Origin of the sequence: Aeromonas sp. s12, assembly GCF_040907925.1 — a bacterium.
Taxonomy (GTDB): domain Bacteria; phylum Pseudomonadota; class Gammaproteobacteria; order Enterobacterales; family Aeromonadaceae; genus Aeromonas; species Aeromonas veronii.
This window is the reverse complement of sequence record NZ_JBFOCT010000013.1, coordinates 198,410-215,864: the sequence shown is the minus strand read 5'-3', so window position 1 is coordinate 215,864 and position 17,455 is coordinate 198,410. Positions and strand designations below refer to the sequence as shown.

The 17,455-nt window shown below is 61.9% G+C and carries 17 protein-coding genes; 5 read left to right on the top strand and 12 right to left on the bottom strand.

What is annotated here, in order from left to right:
- Positions 1–147: 147 nt before the first annotated feature.
- Positions 148–1,857, top strand: coding sequence for a lysophospholipid acyltransferase family protein (locus AB5Y67_RS06410; protein WP_279498496.1), 1,710 nt, complete (start codon positions 148–150; stop codon positions 1,855–1,857).
- A 114-nt stretch (positions 1,858–1,971) separates the two neighbouring features.
- On the opposite strand, the gene AB5Y67_RS06405 is transcribed toward AB5Y67_RS06410, so the two are convergent.
- From AB5Y67_RS06405 to AB5Y67_RS06390, 4 genes are all read right to left on the bottom strand, one after another.
- The gene (locus AB5Y67_RS06405) at positions 1,972–2,280 is read right to left on the bottom strand and encodes a SelT/SelW/SelH family protein (protein WP_019445942.1); all 309 of its coding nucleotides are present in this window, start codon (positions 2,278–2,280) and stop codon (positions 1,972–1,974) included.
- A 76-nt stretch (positions 2,281–2,356) separates the two neighbouring features.
- The gene (locus tag AB5Y67_RS06400) at positions 2,357–3,481 is read right to left on the bottom strand and encodes an adenosylhomocysteinase (protein WP_110302469.1); all 1,125 of its coding nucleotides are present in this window, start codon (positions 3,479–3,481) and stop codon (positions 2,357–2,359) included.
- Positions 3,482–3,663: 182 nt separating this feature from the next.
- Complete coding sequence (locus AB5Y67_RS06395; RefSeq protein ID WP_325793614.1) at positions 3,664–4,401, bottom strand: hypothetical protein; 738 nt, start codon at positions 4,399–4,401, stop codon at positions 3,664–3,666.
- Positions 4,401–4,961 carry a YceI family protein gene (locus AB5Y67_RS06390; RefSeq protein WP_181223744.1) on the bottom strand — a complete coding sequence of 187 codons (561 nt, stop codon included), beginning with the start codon at positions 4,959–4,961 and terminating at the stop codon, positions 4,401–4,403. The genes AB5Y67_RS06395 and AB5Y67_RS06390 overlap by 1 nt, the downstream gene beginning before the upstream one ends.
- Before the next feature lie 109 nt (positions 4,962–5,070).
- Here AB5Y67_RS06390 and AB5Y67_RS06385 point away from each other — a divergent pair, with 109 nt between their 5' ends.
- Positions 5,071–5,970, top strand: coding sequence for a LysR family transcriptional regulator (locus tag AB5Y67_RS06385; protein WP_167567637.1), 900 nt, complete (start codon positions 5,071–5,073; stop codon positions 5,968–5,970).
- 58 nt (positions 5,971–6,028) lie between these two features.
- Here AB5Y67_RS06385 and AB5Y67_RS06380 read toward each other — a convergent pair whose 3' ends face one another.
- Complete coding sequence (locus AB5Y67_RS06380) at positions 6,029–6,457, bottom strand: hypothetical protein (protein WP_199427271.1); 429 nt, start codon at positions 6,455–6,457, stop codon at positions 6,029–6,031.
- Between the two features lie 67 nt (positions 6,458–6,524).
- Between AB5Y67_RS06380 and AB5Y67_RS06375 the strand changes: the two genes are divergently transcribed.
- Positions 6,525–8,255, top strand: coding sequence for a formate--tetrahydrofolate ligase (locus AB5Y67_RS06375; protein ID WP_199427272.1), 1,731 nt, complete (start codon positions 6,525–6,527; stop codon positions 8,253–8,255).
- 72 nt (positions 8,256–8,327) lie between these two features.
- Here AB5Y67_RS06375 and AB5Y67_RS06370 read toward each other — a convergent pair whose 3' ends face one another.
- Entirely contained in the window at positions 8,328–9,983 is a 1,656-nt protein-coding gene (locus AB5Y67_RS06370; RefSeq protein ID WP_144715194.1) for a methyl-accepting chemotaxis protein, read from the bottom strand.
- A gap of 411 nt (positions 9,984–10,394) precedes the next feature.
- Positions 10,395–11,051 (bottom strand): GTP cyclohydrolase I FolE, encoded by a 657-nt coding sequence (folE, locus tag AB5Y67_RS06365; RefSeq protein WP_005334419.1) that lies wholly within the window; start codon positions 11,049–11,051, stop codon positions 10,395–10,397.
- Between the two features lie 308 nt (positions 11,052–11,359).
- Here folE and moeA point away from each other — a divergent pair, with 308 nt between their 5' ends.
- A complete protein-coding gene (gene moeA / locus AB5Y67_RS06360; protein ID WP_320628422.1) occupies positions 11,360–12,586 on the top strand; it encodes a molybdopterin molybdotransferase MoeA in 1,227 nt (408 codons plus the stop codon).
- The gene (moeB, locus tag AB5Y67_RS06355; protein WP_123172679.1) at positions 12,583–13,338 is read left to right on the top strand and encodes a molybdopterin-synthase adenylyltransferase MoeB; all 756 of its coding nucleotides are present in this window, start codon (positions 12,583–12,585) and stop codon (positions 13,336–13,338) included. The genes moeA and moeB overlap by 4 nt, the downstream gene beginning before the upstream one ends.
- A gap of 70 nt (positions 13,339–13,408) precedes the next feature.
- Here the strand turns inward: moeB and AB5Y67_RS06350 are convergent, their stop codons facing one another.
- The 5 genes from AB5Y67_RS06350 to moaE all read right to left on the bottom strand — a co-directional run bounded on the left by AB5Y67_RS06350 (position 13,409) and on the right by moaE (position 17,455).
- Positions 13,409–14,185 carry an alpha/beta fold hydrolase gene (locus tag AB5Y67_RS06350; RefSeq protein WP_064340975.1) on the bottom strand — a complete coding sequence of 259 codons (777 nt, stop codon included), beginning with the start codon at positions 14,183–14,185 and terminating at the stop codon, positions 13,409–13,411.
- A 91-nt stretch (positions 14,186–14,276) separates the two neighbouring features.
- Positions 14,277–15,359 (bottom strand): molybdenum ABC transporter ATP-binding protein, encoded by a 1,083-nt coding sequence (gene modC, locus AB5Y67_RS06345; protein WP_123174128.1) that lies wholly within the window; start codon positions 15,357–15,359, stop codon positions 14,277–14,279.
- 14 nt (positions 15,360–15,373) lie between these two features.
- Positions 15,374–16,054, bottom strand: coding sequence for a molybdate ABC transporter permease subunit (gene modB / locus AB5Y67_RS06340; protein ID WP_005334429.1), 681 nt, complete (start codon positions 16,052–16,054; stop codon positions 15,374–15,376).
- A gap of 111 nt (positions 16,055–16,165) precedes the next feature.
- Positions 16,166–16,894: a molybdate ABC transporter substrate-binding protein gene (gene modA, locus AB5Y67_RS06335; protein ID WP_150389413.1), complete on the bottom strand. Its 729-nt coding sequence runs from the start codon at positions 16,892–16,894 to the stop codon at positions 16,166–16,168.
- A gap of 87 nt (positions 16,895–16,981) precedes the next feature.
- Entirely contained in the window at positions 16,982–17,455 is a 474-nt protein-coding gene (gene moaE / locus AB5Y67_RS06330) for a molybdopterin synthase catalytic subunit MoaE (protein ID WP_064340972.1), read from the bottom strand.

Below are 17,455 nucleotides of genomic sequence, written 5' to 3'. Positions count from 1 at the left end.
CTGGCCATCACCCATCAAGAAAGGGAAACCGGGGAGGGTCGCTCAGGAGCTACTGGCTGCCGCTGCCATCAAACTGTCATCCCGCTGACATGTCGCGGGAACAGTGCCACATCATGCTGGGAGCAACGGATCGCCGGAGCCCTCCAGATGTTCACTATCGATACCCTGCTGACCCAGCACTTCCCCCGCCTGCTTGGCTACCCCCTGCTTACCCCGTTGTTCAAGCGGCTGCTGGGCTGGCTGCTCAACGAACGTGCCTTTGCCGACTTTGCCGCCCGCTACCCGCACCTGCGCGGCCTCGACTTTGTCGAGCAGGCGCTGACCCAGCTCGATTTCGACTATCGGGTCAGCGAGGCGCAACTGGAGCATATTCCCGCCAGCGGCCGGGTCATTCTTGTTGCCAACCACCCCATCGGCTCGCTGGATGGACTGGCGCTGCTGCAACTGCTCGGTCGCATCCGCCCCGATGTGAAGATCGTCGCCAACCAGCTGCTGGCCCAGCTCGCGCCGCTGCGCCCTTTGCTATTGCCGGTAGACAATATGGAGGGCAAGACCGATCGACAGGCCATCCTCGCCATGAACGAACACCTCGCCCATGAAGGGGCGCTGGTGATCTTCCCCGCAGGCGAAGTATCCCGGCTTGGCCTCAAGGGGGTGAAAGATGGCCCCTGGCAGGCAGGCTTTATCAAGCTGGCCCAGCGCACCCGCACCCCGCTGGTGCCCATCCATCTGGGAGGGCGCAACAGCCTCTGGTTCTATCTCGCCTCCTGGCTCAACAAGCCCGCCTCCGCCCTGTTGCTGGTGCGTCAGCTGTTTCGCCAGCAGGGGCAGACCCTGCCGGTGACCATAGGGGCGCGCATTCCACTCGGCAGTTTTCAGGATCTACCCGCCAAGACGGCGGCGCGGCTGGTGCGTAACCACCTCTACCGGATTGGCCGTGGCAAGGCGGGACGGCTGCAGACCGAGGCCCCCATCGCCCTGCCGGAGGATCGCCGCCAGCTCAAACAGGCCATCGAAAGCTGCGAACAGCTCGGCACCACCCCGGATGGTCAGGGGATCTACCTCTACCGCCGCCATGAACTGAGTCACTCGGTGATCCTGCGCGAGCTGGGGCGACTGCGGGAGATCGCCTTTCGCGCTGTGGGGGAAGGGTCTGGCAAGCGGCGGGATCTCGATGGCTTTGACAACGACTATCACCACCTGATCCTCTGGGATCCGGCCCGGCTCGATATTATCGGTGCCTACCGGTTCGCCCCTGTGGCGGAGCTGCTGGCCAGCAAGGGGAAGGATGGCCTCTACAGCCACACCCTGTTCGGCTTTGAAGATAAGCTGCTGCCCCGGCTGGAGCAGGCCATCGAGCTTGGCCGCAGCTTTATCCAGCCCGCCTACTGGGGCAAGCGGGGGCTCGATTATCTCTGGTTCGGCATCGGTGCCTATCTGGCCCGCTATCCCCGCTACCGCTACCTGTTTGGCCCTGTGTCGCTCTCCGGTAGCCTGCCGCCGGCGGCCAAGGATCTGCTGGTGAGCTTCTACCGCCAGCACTTTGCCCCCGAGCTTGCGCTGGCCCCCTCCCGCCGCCCCTACCCCGAGACGCAACCTCTGTTCGAGGGGTTGGATTACGGCGCCGATCTCAAAGCACTCAAGGCCCGTCTCGACAATCTGGGCTGCGCCATCCCTACCCTCTACAAGCAGTATTCCGAGCTGTGCGAGCCGGGCGGCGTCCAGTTTATGGATTTTGGCATCGACCCCGACTTCAACCACTGCATCGATGGGCTGGTGTGGGTCGATGTGAGCCGCATCAAGTCCCACAAGCGGGCCCGCTATATCGGCAGTCATCTGGCCGAGCCGCGCTTATAACCCTGCTGGAGCCAGGCAAACAGCCAAATGCAAAAAAGGAGAGAGAGGCAATCGCCTCCCTCTCCTTTCGCTCTCATGCTCAGCACCTTTTCGAGGCGCTCGGCCCATCTGGCGTTACTCGGCCGCCTTGCGATCCGAGTGGCCGAGATCCCGCTCAGGGGCGATGACGTCACGCACCCGCTGCTTGATCTCCTTGGCCTCGGGGAAGCCGTCATCCACCACCCGATCCCACACCTGCACCCCACCCACCAGAATGCGGAACTCTCCCTTGCTGGCCGGCACCAGCGCCACCTCCCCCAGATCGCTGTCGAAGGTGGATAGCAGCTCCTGCGCCAGCCAGGCGGCGCGCAGCATCCAGCGACAGAGGGTGCAGTAGCGGATTTCGATGCGGGGTTTGCTGATCAGGGTTTCAGACTCGGTCATGAGTGACTCCATAAAAAAGCGACAATGGCGGGAAGTAGCGTACTGCCGCCCAATGGCCGATCCCGGTTTGGTCAAATCAGTGCTGATCAACCCCATGAAAATCGGCCAGCCAATGGCGGGCAATGGTACGCATCGCCGATTCTGGCAGCTCGAACAGGCCGGGTGCAAGAGGGCCTGCCGCCAGCATCCGGATCCCTTCCATGATCTCCGCCAGCACCAGATAGACATATTCGCCAATCACGGCGCCATGGACGAAGTTGACCGCCTCACCCCGGTTGAGCAGGTAGATCTGGGTACCATCCGGCCGGTTGAGGGCCAGCACATGGGGGCACACCTCTTCGCTCGGCCACGGCAACTGGGCCAGCGAGAAGGCAAACTCGTCGTCAGCCGAGGTGACCGAGGCGACCATGGTGCCGGGGCGCAGCGCCTGCAGATCCGCCAAGTCCAGCGAGCCGTTGCCGGTAGAGCAGATCACCAGCTCGGCACGGCTCAACGCCTCGGCCTTGGTGATCAAGCGAAAACCGTGAGAGAGCGCTTCGACCTGTCGCAGCACATCTGTTTCCACCAGCCCGAGATGGAGGTTGCGACAACGCAGGTCGCGGGCGATGCTGCGCCCCACCTTGCCATAGCCAAACAGCACGGCTTCGCAGACGTTGAAAGTACGGTTGAGATTACGAGCCAGCGACTCCGCGGAGTAGACCACGCTCAAACCAATCTGGATATCCTCGGCCTGCTTGAGGGGGCTGCGTGCCACCGACACCACGGGGGTTGCCAGCACCTCCTGTTCATAGCGTTGATGGCCGTTCTCGGTCATCTCCACCACCCCGAGGAAACGGGGGCCGAAGTATTCACTCAAGATCACCTGGGTTTTGGCGAAGTAGCCGCCTATATCGAGGATCAGCAACCGCTCGTGGGGGGCCACCAGCGGTGCAATCTGCTGGATGAGACTGTCGGGATCATTGGTCCAGCGCCGGTTGAGGGGCAGCACCGGATAGTGCTGGGATACCCACTCCAGGGTCGGACCGTGTACCGATTTCGGTTTGGGCAAAATGGCGCCAATCCGTCCAATCTGACCGAGAGCGTCGATAAAACGGGGGCGATCGGGAAGCAGGTGAGTGACCAGCAGAATGCAGAGACCGTCGATACGTCCCTGTCCGGTGAAATGGCGAAAAAACAGATGCTCAGATCCTTGACTGCGCAACTGTGGCCTCCTTATGTGCCGCAAAGCAGGCAAACAGAACCCGGCGCGGCCGGGTTCTGTGTGTGTCCAAATAAAATGAAAATCCTTTTTATCTGAAACACATATGGGGCTCAATCATTATCTGCCAAGAGTATGAGCGAGTATGCAAAAATGACTGTAATTGTCTGTTTTTCATGCAAAAATCAGTACAAAGAAGCAGCAGGCCACACCCACCATAGGCTGAGCCCGGTTCCCGCGGCAGCAAGCAAGATCAGCCCACCCCAACGCACTGGCAACGGCTTGTCACGCAACACCCACTCCAGCAGCGGCAGCAACCAGACCGGCAGCAACACCACCAGCGGCACCTCCACATATTGCCAGGCCAGCATCTGGACGAAAGCGAGGGCCAGCGCCAGACCGGCTGGGGCTACCTTGATGCCAACAAAGGTGGCAAGCAGGGCGCGAAAACCGGCGAAAGCGGCCAGCGCACCGGCCAGCTGGGCAATCAGCAGGCTGCCATCGATGCCGATCACCAGCGCCAGCCAGATAAAGCCGAGAGCAAACCCGAGCCCCTCGCGGCTGTCACAGCGCAAGGTGCTCCAGCCAAACCAGAGGATGGCGGGCAGCAGCGCCAGCCAGATCCCGGGTTCGCTCACCAGTACCGAGGCCAATCCCTGCCACCACACCAGCGCACTGATCACGGCAAAGAGCAGCAGCGAGCCGCGCAGATCGTTCACCTGAGCCGCAATGGCGGGGACCAGCAGGGTTAACGGCAGCCACTGCCACGCCTTTTCCGGTATGCCATAGAGGCCACCGAGCCAGGATCCCACCAGCCAGAGCGCCAGCGCGCCCCACAGATACCCCAGTCGCGGCCAGCGCCACGATAGCAAAGCGGCTCCCAGAGGAGCCGCCAGGGTTTGCAGCAGAAGTTCCGCGCCCATTACTTGCGCACGCCTTCAACAAACAGGTTGATGTTCATCTCGTCCGGAATGCCGGGCAGCATGTAGCTCACGCCAAAGTCACTGCGCTTGATGGTGGTGGAGGCGTTGAAACCGCTGCGGTAGCCGCCCCAGGGATCCTTGCCCTCGCCGATCTTGACCAGATCGAAGGCCACTTCCTTGGAGACGCCGTGCAGGGTCAGAGTCCCTTTCAGCACACCTTTATCCTTGGTGCCCTCGTAAGTGGAGCTGACGAAGGTCATCTTGGGATATTGTTTCACGTCGAGGAAGTCCGGGCTGCGCAGGTGTTTGTCGCGGGCCTCGTGATTGGAGTCGACGCTGGCGGCATCCACTTCAAAGCTTGCCTTGGCGGCCGCCGGGTTGGCGTCATCCATGCTGAAAGTGCCGCTGAAGGTGTTGAAGCGACCCACCAGCTCGGAGAAGCCCAGGTGACCCACCTTGAACTGCACTGTGGTGTGCGCCGCATCCACATCGTAATCCGCCGCCATCAGAGGGGTAGCCATAAACAGGCAGGAGGCCAGCAGAGCCTTGGTCATTTTCATCCGTTCGTTCCTTCATCTTGGGGTTCACATCAGTGGTTAAAATGCTAACCTCGTTCTGAAGATGAATAATCAGTGATTTATTAAATTCATTATTTACTGAGGATGGAAAATGGACCAGATCGCCGCCATGCGTACCTTTATCAAGGTGGTGGAGTGCCAGAGCTTTACCAAGGCCGCCAACCAGCTCGGCATCTCGGTCGCCATGGCCTCCAAACTGATGCAGCAGCTGGAGGAGTCCCTAGCCACCCGACTGCTGTCGCGCACCACCCGTCAGGTCAATCCCACCGAAGCGGGCCAGTTCTACTACCAGCGCTCCCTCGCCCTACTGGCAGAGCTGGAAGAGACCCACAGCCAGCTGACCCACCATAACCAGCAGCCGAACGGCACCCTCAAGCTCTCGGTGCCGATGGATTTTGGCTATCTGCACCTCTCCCCCGCCCTGCCGCTGTTTCGCCAGCGCTTTCCCGACCTCAAGCTCGATATCGAGTACAGCGACCGGCGGGTAGCGCTGGTGGAAGAGGGATTCGATCTGGCGCTGCGGATCGGCCACCTCAGCGACTCCTCGCTAGTGGCGCGCCAGCTTGCCACCATTCGGGTCGAGCTTTGCGCCAGCCCCGCCTATCTGGCACGCAAGGGCAGACCGGAAAAACCCGAGGATCTCAAGCAGCACGACTGTCTGATCTACACCCTGACCCAGCCGGAGTGGCACTTCAAACGGGGAAGCGAGCAGCAGAGCATCCGGCCACAGGGGCCACTGCGGGCCAACAACGGGGTGGCGCTGACCCGCGCCGCTTGTGATGATCAGGGCATCATATTGCAGCCCACCTTTATCGTGGGGGAGGCGCTGCGGTCAGGACAGCTGATCAGCCTGCTGCCAGAGTGGGACAAGGGAGATGTGGGACTTTATGCGGTCTATCCGCACCGCCGCTTCGTCTCGGCCAAGGTGCGCTGCTTTATCGAGTTCGTGCAGGAGCGCTATCTCGCCCCGCAACAGTGGGATAAGCCGTGATGATTGCCAGAGCAGAAGATACGGCCTGACTGTCCGGCCTGCTGGTCCGGCTTGAAACCTAACGCTGACCGGATGCGGTGGTGGATGCGGCAACAGGGGTGAGCTTCGCCAGCAGACGCTCCTGCTCGAGGCTTAACTGCCAGCGTGGCAAACGGGTGCGTATCACCGACAACTGCTGCTCACTGAGGGCATAGGGGAGCGCCACGTCAATCTCGGGGTAGTCAAACATGGCGGCCAGCTGCAGGATCAGAATGAGGTTTGCCTCGTCGGTCTTGTGCTTGTTGACCCGTTTGCGGATCTCGTGGCGCAGCTGGGTTTCGGGGGCCTGGGTCATCGCCTGCCAGCCGAAACCGAACAACGGCACCAGCGCGCTGACAATCCCCAGCGCCGTCATCGGCTGCTTGGGAGGATGATAGAGTGCGTTGAGATCCAGCCGAACAGGATTCTGACGAACCTCACCCTCACCAATTAAAATCGTTTTCGTCATTGGATTACCCGTTATATTCCACTAGACTGCGCCGCATATTTTACCCCGATATGCCAACGAGGTGCTGATGCTAAGCGATATCGAGATCTCCCGCCAGTCCCCCCGTCTCTCAATCCACGCGCTGGCCGAACGCCTCGCCATCCCCCAGCACCTGCTCAGCCCTCATGGCCACTACAAAGGCAAGCTCAGCCTCGACCTGCTCAAGTCTCAGCCCAAGCAGAGCGGCAAGCTGGTACTAGTGAGCGCTATCACCCCGACCCCGCTCGGTGAAGGGAAAACGGTGACTACCCTTGGCCTCTCCATGGGGCTCAACCATATCGGCCAGCCCAGCATCGCCACTATCCGCCAGCCGAGCCTCGGGCCGGTATTCGGGGTCAAGGGGGGCGCTGCCGGTGGCGGCCACGCCCAGGTGGTGCCGATGGAGGAGATGAACCTCCACCTCACTGGCGATTTTCACGCCCTGACGGCGGCCCACAATCTGGCGGCAGCAGCCCTCGATGCCCGCCTGTTCCACGAACAGAAACTGGGTGCCGAGTTCACCGCCAAAACCGGCCTCCCGCGGCTCGATATCGATGCTGACAACATCCTCTGGCCACGCACCCTCGACATGAATGACCGCGCACTGCGCCACCTCACGATTGGACAGGGGGGCGCTGCCGATGGTGTGGAGCGCAGCGATCGCTTCGTCATCACCGCCGCCTCCGAGCTGATGGCCATTCTGGCGCTGGCGAGCGATCTGAAAGACCTGCGCCAGCGCATCGGCCGCATCCAGCTGGCCCGCGATATTCACGGCAAGCCCATCACTGCCGAACAGCTGGAAGTAGCGGGCGCCATGACGGTGCTGCTCAAAGATGCGCTGCAACCGACCCTGATGCAGACCACCGAGCAGACGCCGGTGCTGGTGCACGCCGGCCCCTTTGCCAACATCGCCCACGGCAACTCCTCGGTGATCGCCGATCGTATCGCCCTTGGCCTGACCGACTATGTGGTGACCGAGGCAGGTTTTGGCTCCGACATGGGGCTGGAGAAATTCTTCAACATCAAGAGCCGCCAATCAGGTATTACCCCCGCCTGCGTGGTGCTGGTGGCCACGGTGCGCGGCCTCAAGGCCAACAGCGGCCTGCTCGATATCCGCCCGGGTCAGCCGCTGCCAGCCAGCCTGCAAGGGGAAGATCTGCCGACCCTCAAGCAAGGCTGCGCCAACCTCGCCTGGCATATCCGGAACGCCCGCCGCTACGGGGTGCCGGTGGTGGTCGCCATCAACCGCTTCCCCACCGACAGCGAGGCCGAACTGGCGCTGCTGGCCCATGAAGCGCAGCAAGCCGGTGCCTGTGGTGCGGCCATCTCCAACGCCTTCACCCAGGGTGGTGCCGGTGCCAGCGCGCTGGCCCGCGCCGTGGTCACCGCCTGCGAGCAACCAGGTAAGGTGAAACTGCTCTACCCCGACGAGGCGAGCCTCGATGCCAAGCTAGCGACCCTGGTGGAGTGCGGCTACGGCGGTCGCGGAGTGCAGCTCTCCGACAAAGCCCGCCAGCAGCTGGCCCAGCTCTCCGCCGAAGGGTGGGGTCACTTGCCCATCTGCGTGGCCAAGACGCCGCTCTCCATCAGCCACGACCCAGCCCTCAAGGGAGTGCCGACCGATTTCGAGGTGCCCATCGACGAGGTGAAGCTCTGCGCCGGTGCCGGGTTCGTCTATGCGCTGGCGGGCCCCATCATGACCATGCCGGGGCTGGGCAGTCTACCTGCTTATCGCCATATCGATATCGATGAAAACGGCGAGATAGTCGGCCTGAGCTGAGCCCTTCCACAACGCCAGAAACAACAAGGCCCCGCCAATTGGCGGGGCCTTCTGTTATCCATGCATCAACCCTTAGAGGGTGAAGCGCTGGGTCATATGGTGCAGGGTGTTGGCCAGCTTGCTCAGCTCGACGCAAGCCTGGGCGATCTGATGAGCGCCCTGGGCATTCTCGTCAGCGGCATTGTGAATGTTGACGATGCTGCGGTTGAGCTCTTCGGTCACCGCATTCTGCTCTTCGGTGGCGGTGGCGATCAGGGTGTTCATGTCGGTGATGCGCACCACGGCTCCGTTGATGGTCTCGATACTGGTACCGGCATCCCGTGCCAGACCGACACTCTCCTGCATCTGGTGACGACTCAGCTGCATGGCGTTGCCCGCCTCGGCGGCGCGGCTCTGCAGCAGCTCGATCATCTTGCTGATCTCGGCGGTGGAGTCCTGGGTACGCTGGGCCAATGAACGTACTTCATCCGCAACGACCGCAAAACCACGACCCTGCTCACCGGCACGGGCCGCTTCGATGGCCGCGTTAAGGGCCAGCAGGTTGGTCTGACCGGCGATATCGCGGATCACATCCAGCACCACGCTGATGTTGGCGCTGTCGGCCTCCAGCTGCTGCACTACTGTGCCCGCCTGCTCAATCTTGACCGACACCTCTTCGATGCTGGCAATGGAGCTGCGAACCACTTCGCTGCCAGCAGCAGAGGTGCGGGAGGCATCCTTGGCGGCGCTCATGGCATCCGTGGTGTTGCGGGCCACTTCATTGACGGTGGACTGCATCTCGTTCATGGCGGTCGCCACCTGGGAGACTTCGTTCTGCTGGATGGCCATGCCGCTGGCAGACTGGCTGGAGATGGCGCTCACCTCCTCCACTGCGCTGCTGAGTTGGCTCACGGAGCCGGCGATCTCGCTCACCAGATCGGAGAGGGAACCCTGCATCCGGTTGATGGCGGAACCCAGCTGGCCCAGTTCATCGCGGTTGAAGCGGCTGTCACGGATCCACTGCTGCAGTTCGCCCTGACCCAGATCGCCATTGGCAATACGCTGGGCCTGACGGGCCAGCATGATCAGCGGGTCGCGGATCTGGCGGGTCAATACCACGGAGAGCACCACCACAAGGATCAAACCGACCACCAGCGCGATGGTGACACTCAGATTGGCGGATTGATAAGAGTCGACAATGTCGCTGCGGGATTCAGACGCATAACCATGGTTAATCTGGATAAGGGAGGCCACTGACTTGCTCAGCGCGGTGTAAAGGGGAACCCCCTCCTCAAGGAAGATGCGTTGGGCTTCGGCAAGCTGATCGCTGTCTTGCAGCTGTTTGACTCGCTGGTGCAAGGCGACGTAACGATCCCAGTCAGATTTCACCGTATCGAATGTACGGCGCTCCGCCACATCCTCAGGCCAGATCGTCTTGTCATGGGCAATCAGCTGCTGCGCGATCGAGTTAAGCTGTTGACTGGCAATACTCCGATATTCAGCCCTTTTCAGCGGCTCGGCAGCCACCACGAAATAACCCAGCTCATAACGACGCAACTCACCGAGAGAATCCCCGATCGCACTTGTGCGATTGACCGCAGGCAGGATGCTGTCGGTAAACCGGATGGCAACATCATTCATGTTGCCAAACTGGACAAGGGAAAAACCGCCGATAAAGGCGACCATCAAACCGAGCACGGCAAAGCCGGCGGTGAGTTTTTTGCCTATGGTCATGGTACTGGTATTCATGGGATATCCTGGTGGTCGTTAAATTCGTAGCACTCGTCCGGTTCACGCCCTCTTGGCATGAACTATCTGGCCACCTGTTCAGTGGCGCACCATCCAACCTTGATGAATATCTCTGAATTCCATGAGCGGCAGCGAGAGCCGTGAGGGGGCGCTAGAGTAACCGGATTGTGATGGTTCGGAAAGAGTCTGCCCGGTTACTTTTTGTAAGGTGAAAACGAGGGTTTTTTCGTGTTCGATTAAATATACCGCTCAGATGAATAAATCGGAAAAATGCATAACGTTTGCATAAGGCAAGCCGCGCGAGTCAAGCCGTTGCAGGCCGCCACTCTCATTCGGGACCAATGAAAAACGCCAGCAATGGCTGCTGGCGTCTCGTTTATTCAGCGTGGCGGTTACAAAACAACCGCCATCTTATCCACGCAGGCCGCCCAGAAATTCGGCCCGGGTATCGGGCTGGGTCTTGAACACCCCGCCGAGGGAGGTGGTGGTGGTATAGGAAGTGGAATCCATCACTCCGCGCGCCTTGACGCAGTAGTGGGTCGCCTTGATGCTGATGGCCACATCCTTGGTACCGAGCAGGGTCTGCAGCGCCAGCAGGATCTGCTGGGTCAGCCGCTCCTGCACCTGGGGACGACGGGCGAAGAACTGCACGATACGGTTGATCTTCGACAGGCCAATCACCTTGCCGCGAGGGATATAGGCCACATGAGCCATGCCGTCGATGGTGACGAAGTGGTGTTCGCAGGTGCTGGTAAGGCTGATGTCCCGCACCATGATCATCTCGTCCACCTGCATCTTGTTCTCGATCACCGTCACCTTGGGGAAGGTGGAATAGTCGAGGCCGGAGAAGATCTCGTTGACGTACATCTTGGCGATGCGGTGCGGCGTCTCGGCCAGACTGTCATCGGTCAGATCCAGCCCCAGCGTCTCCATGATGGAGCGCATATGGCCTTCGATCTTCTCCCGCTTCTGCTGGCTGTTCAGCTCGTTGGTGACCAGGGGGGTTTCCAGTCCCTGGGCTTCGAGGGCAGCCCTGACCAGCAAGGCTTCCGGACTTAAGGTTGTCATTATCTTCTCTCCCACGCTCAGGGACTGTGAGGGCAGCTCAAGGAGCAACCCCTTATGTTATGGCGGCGTACAGGGCCGACGGTATCGCTGTAATGGTCGCCACACGGGATGTGACGGCCATCTGTTATGGCGGCATAGTAAACGGCCATTGCCGCCAAGATTCAAGTCAACTTGTGCGTCACCTCATACTTTATGGCCATCTCACCCCGTTTCAGCGCCGATTACCCCGAGAATTCTTGAGATAACCTGCCCATCCCCGGGGATTTTTGTGATAATCCCGCCTTCAATCATAGAAAGAGGTCATGACGATGGGATTTGATACCAGCGGACTACTCCCCTTAAGCGATGCCCTGCAAGGGATGCTGGAACAACTCGCCTGCTGCTGCGACAGCGAGCAACTGCCCCTGCCAGAGGCCCTTGGCCGGGTTCTTGCCAGCGACATCGCCTCTCCCCTCGCCGTGCCCCCCTTCGACAACTCCGCTATGGACGGTTACGCCGTGCGCCTTTCGGATCTCGCCAGCGGCACCCCGCTCATCATGGCGGGCAAGGCGTTTGCCGGTCAGCCCTATCAGGGCGAGTGGCCCGCCGGCCACTGCGTGCGGATCATGACCGGCGCCCCGGTTCCCGCAGACACCGATGCGGTGGTGATGCAGGAAGAAACGCAGGCCGACGGCGATCGGATCACTTTTCTGGCACAACCCGAACCGGGCCAGAATATCCGCCGCGCCGGCAGCGATATCGGCAAGGGCGCCTGCGTGCTGCCAGCCGGTACTCGCCTCACCCCGCGCGAAATGCCACTGCTGGCCTCCCTCGGCATCGCGACCGTGCCGGTACGCCGACCGCTGAAAGTGGCTATCTTCAGCACCGGTGACGAGCTCAAGCCGGTTGGCACCCCGCTGGCCCACGGCGACATCTACGACTCCAACCGCTACGGCGTGCGGGCCATGCTGGCGCGGCTGGGCTGCGACTGTCTCGACCTTGGTATCATCCCGGACGATCCCGCCCAACTGCGCGCCGCCTTTATCCGCGCCGATGAAGAGTCCGATGTGCTTATCACCACCGGCGGCGTTTCGGTAGGGGAAGCGGATTTTACCAAACAGCTGCTGGACGAGCTCGGCGAGATCGGCTTCTGGAAGCTGGCCATCAAGCCGGGCAAGCCGTTTGCTTTTGGCCGTCTGCCCCGCGCCTGGTTCTTCGGCCTGCCGGGCAACCCCGTCTCCGCCATGGTCACCTTCGACCAGCTGGTGCAACCGGCGCTGGCCAAGCTGGCGGGCCAGCACTTCGAGCGGCCACTCCAGCTGCAAGCCATTGCGGCCGAGCCACTCAAAAAGAGCCCGGGCCGACTCGACTTCCAGCGCGGCATTCTGAGTCAGGGACCAAACGGCCTCGAGGTGCGCAGCACCGGCTCGCAGGACTCCGCCGTGTTCAGCTCCCTGTCGCAAGCCAACTGCTACATCGTTCTTGAACGGGAACGGGGCCGCGTCGCCGTGGGCGAGACGGTGACCGTGGAGCCATTCGGGGGATTGCTGCTGTGAGCGAGATCCTGAGCGACGCCGAACTACTGCGCTACAACCGCCAGATCATCCTCAAGTCCTTCGATTTCGAGGGGCAGGAGGCGCTCAAGCAGGCCAGGGTGCTGGTGATCGGCGCCGGTGGCCTTGGTTGCGCCGCCGGCCAGTATCTGGCGGTGGCCGGGGTTGGCCAGCTCACCCTGGTCGATTTCGACAAGGTGGAGCTCTCCAACCTGCAGCGTCAGGTGCTGCACAACGATGAGCGCATCGGTCACTACAAGGTGGACTCAGCAGCGCAGTCGCTTCGTGCCCTCAATCCCTGGCTCAACGTCGAGACCCACGCTACCGTGGCCGATGAGGCGCTGCTCGATACCCTGCTGCCACGGCATCAGCTGGTGCTCGATTGCACCGACAACCTGGCCATTCGCAACCTGCTGAATCAAAAGGCACGCCAGCACAAAATACCGCTGGTCAGTGGCGCCGCCATCCGGCTGGAGGGTCAGCTCTGCAGCTTCACCTGGCAGGAAGGTGAACCCTGCTACGCCTGCCTCAGCGCCCTGTTTGGCGAGCAGGCACTCACCTGCGTCGAGGCGGGCGTGCTCGCCCCCGTGGTGGGATTGGTGGGCAGCCTGCAAGCGCTGGAAGCTATCAAGCTCTTGGCTGGTATGGGCAAAAGCTACAGCGGCCGCCTGCTGATGATTGACGGCCTGAGCGGCACCTTCCGCGAGATGAAGCTACCCAAGCGCCCCGACTGCCCGGTCTGCTCCCATCCTTGACGCAAACGGGATCAAAAAAGCCGAACCCTGTGGTTCGGCTTTTTGGTACCTGCACCTAACAACCCCTTCCTCAATGGGTCGTGAGGATCCGTTGCAACAGGTGATTAAAGCCCGAGGGATCTTCCGCGGGCCAGGCGTGGTGGCCGTTGGGGGTGTGGATGGTGGCGTTGGGCAGGGCGGCAAACTGCTCTACCCGTTTGGCCAGCGGCAGGTAGTCGTGACTGGTGGAGATGATGGCCACCGGCTGCCAGATGGAGCCAAGCCGGGCGCGTACCGACCAGCCGGGTAGCGCCTCCAGCAGCGCCTTGTAGGTTTTCTTTTTATTGCGCACGAAACGCAGCCGGAAGGTGTGGCGCACCTGTGCCAGATCCGGGCCCGGGAAGAGCTCGCGTCCCAGCCACCAGGCGAGCGGGCGCATACCGAACCAGCGCAGCCACTTGAGGCGCTGGGCGTAACGCTCCTGCTCTTTGGGGCTCTCCAGCAGAAACTCGCTAAAACCGTTGACCAGCACCAGCCCCTGCACCTTGTGGGGCATTTGCAGCGCCAACTCCAGCGCGACCATGGCCCCCAGCGACAATCCGACAACCCAAGCGGGCTCCGGCTGCTCGTCGAGCCAGTTCACCACATCGGCTGCCAGGGTCGCCACATCGAACGGCCCTTCCTGCATGCTCTGACCGTGGCCGCGCAAGTCCAGCGCCACCACCCGGTACTGTTCGGAAAACCGTTCGATCTGCGCCTGCCAGTCGAGGCTCGAGGAGCCCAGCCCATGCAGCAGCAACAGCAAAGGGCCCTCCCCCGCACTGCGCAGGGCAAGACCGTTGAATTTCATCACCTGATTGCGGCGCATCAGTGTATTGCCTCTCGACTCATCACCTGAACCATCTCTTGTTGTTATGTTGCCCGTGGCCATCCTGCCACGTTATCAGCACGGCGCCCAATCAGCCTTCGCTGACCAGACTCACCGCCTTGATATAAGCGTAGATCTGCTGCTCCGGCGCCAGCGCCAGCCGCCTGGCGGAGCGGCTGGTGATCCGGGCCAGCAGTATCTGCTGACCCAGCTCCAACTGCAACAGGGTCTGGCCGGGGCGCACCTCGCGCACCGCCAGCAGACGGGTGACGAGACAGTTGGAGAGACTGGAGTGCTCGATGGGGGCGGTAGCGATCACCACATCGCGCCCCGCCACCTTGATCTGCAAGGGGCCGCTCTCGTCCGGCACATGGGTCATGGTGACCCGCAGTCGCTGCTCACCGAGTTGCAGGGTCGCCATCTGCTCGTCGTCATCATAGTGGGCCAAGGTGGCATTCAGCATCACCCCGGCATCGTCACGGCTGGCGAGCGAGAGATCAGTGCGGGCGAAGATCTCGCTCGGCCGGCCTTGCGCCTCCACCCTGCCACTTTCCAGCAGCACCAGCTGATCGCAGAGCAGGCTCACCTCCTCCATGGCGTGGCTGACGAAGATCATCGGGATACCGCTCTCCTGCTGCAACCCCTTGAGCACATGGGCCTGATGGATGCGGCTGCGCCGATCGAGCGCAGAAAAAGGCTCATCGAGCAGCAGCAGATCAGGCTCGGCCAGCAGCGCCCGCCCCAGCGCTACCCGCTGGCGTTGACCGCCAGAGAGGGCATGGGCAGGCAGCCCCAGCAGATCGGCAAAGCCGAGCCGCGCCGCCAGCGCTTCGGGTTGCCAGCGCCCTCGCCCCTTGCGGGCCGCCAGTTGCAGATTGCCGAGCACCGTCAGATGGGGAAAGAGGCGCGAGTCCTGAAACACCAGTCCGATCCGGCGCGCTTCGGGCAACAGTTGAGCATACTCCCGCTCGCGCCACCGCAAGCGATCCCCGCTTCGGCGATCGAGCCCGGCGATGATGCGCAGCAGGGTGCTCTTGCCGCAGCCGGAAGGGCCAAACAGGCCGAGGATCCCACCCAGTTCGAGGGTCAGTACGCAATCGAGGGTAAAGGAGCCAAACTCGCGCCGGACATTGAGGTTCAGGGCATAGCGGTGCGGCTCGTTCACTGGCGGCATAGTGGCGGGCTGGTTCATCCAAACACTCTCCGCTGTCTGCGCTGCAGCACACCGTAGACCAGCACCAGCATCACCAGCGAGAAGGCCATCAGGCCGCCAGCCAGATAGTGGGCTTGTCGGTAATCCATCGCCTCCACATGATCAAACAGGGCAATCGAAAGCACCTGGGTCTCGCCGGGGATATTGCCGCCAATCATCAGCACCACGCCAAACTCCCCCAATGTATGGGCAAAGCCAAGGGCCGCCGCCATCACGAAGCTGGGCAGGGTCATCGGCAAGATGATGTGGAAGAAGCGCTCCAGTGGGCCAAGCCCCAGGGTCGCAGCAGCTTCCAGCTCCTTGTTGCCCATGTTGACGAAAGCGGAGGTGAGTGGCTGCACCACGAACGGCAGCGAATAGAGGATGGAGGCAAACAGCAGGCCAAGAAAGCTGAAGGCGAGCGGGGCGCCAAAGGTGTCGCGCCACCAGGCGCCGAAGCCATATTCGGGGGAAAAGGCGAGTAGCAGATAAAAACCCAGTACCGTGGGAGGCAGCACCAGCGGCAGCGCCACCAGCGCCTCAACCAGCGGCCGCAGCCTGTTCTGACTGCGCGACAGCCACCAGGCCAGCGGCGGTGCCAGCAACAGCAAAATCGCTGTGGTGCAGGCCGCAAGCTTCAGGGTGAGCCAGACAGCCAGCAGATCCCCTTCACTCATTGCCGACCTCCCGGTTGATAAATGCCCCCAACGGCATGGTATCCATCCTTATTGCAAAGAGTGGCCGACCCGAAGGCCGACCACTCAGGGTATCGCATCAGGCCCATCCCCTTATTGGGGCAAGGCATAACCCGCTGCCTTGATCTGCGCCTGACCCGGCCCCTTGAGCCAGGCGACCAGCGCCTCGACCGCGGCACCTTTCTTCAATACCAGCCCCTGCTGCTCGATGGGAGGATAGAAGCTCGCTGGCACTGCCCAGGCTTCACCAGTCTTGCCCGCCTCAACCAGATTGGCCCAGGCGACAAAGCCCAGCTCGGCATTGCCGGTGTCGACAAATTGCCAGGTCTGGCCGATGTTGGCGCCGGTCAGCAACCGGTACTGCTTGGGATCGATCTTGAGATGGGTGAGGGTCGCCATGGCGGCAGCACCATAGGGAGCAGTGCGGGCATTGGCGATGGCAAGGTTGCCTTTCCAGCTACGCAGGGTCGCCTCGTCAGGGGCCGGCCCCCCCTTCTTCCACAACCCCAGCTGGCCGATGGCGTAGGTGAAGCGATCGCACCCCATGCCCTCTTTTTCCAGCTTCTCGGGGGTCGCCGCATCGGCGGAGAGGAAGAGATCGAACGGTGCACCGTGACTGATCTGGGTGTAGAGCACCCCAGTGGCGGCAGACGAGATGGCCAGGGTGTGGCCGGTCTTGGCGGTGAACTCCTTACCGATACGCTCTATGGTGCCCTTGAAGTTGGCGGCCACGGCCACTTTCACTTCATCAGCCTGCACGACACCGGTATGCAAGGTGGCGGCGCAGACACCGGCGATGACAACAGATAACAACGGTTTCATTCCCTTTCTCCTGATGGGGCCCGCACATCCGCGCCCCTTGGCGGGGCCGTGGTTCCCGTTGAACCTGCGCCCCTCGTGATGAACAGGTCAGGCTTGCCAGCGGGCAGCGGCGGCGTTGTCGCTCTCCTTGGCCTCGACCCAGCGTTGCACACCCTCGGCGGTCAGCTCTTTTTTCCAGAACGGCGCCCGGGTTTTCAAGAAATCCATGATGAAGTGACAGGCGTCAAAGGCGGCGTCGCGGTGGGCACTGCTCACCGCCACCAGCACGATCTGATCGCCAAGCCACAACTCGCCGATACGATGAATGAGGGTACACTCCTGCAGCGGCCAGCGGCGACGGGCCTCCTGCACGATATCGGCCAGCGCCTTCTCGGTCATACCGGGGTAGTGCTCGAGGGCCAGCCCCTTCACCTCCTCCCCCTGATTGAAGTCGCGCACCTTGCCAACGAAAGTGACAATGGCGCCACTGTCTGGGCGGGTGGCTAGGCGGGCATATTCGTCCGCCAGCGAGAAATCCTCCCGCTGGACCAGAATGCGATCCGTCATAGTTGCCTCGCTCAT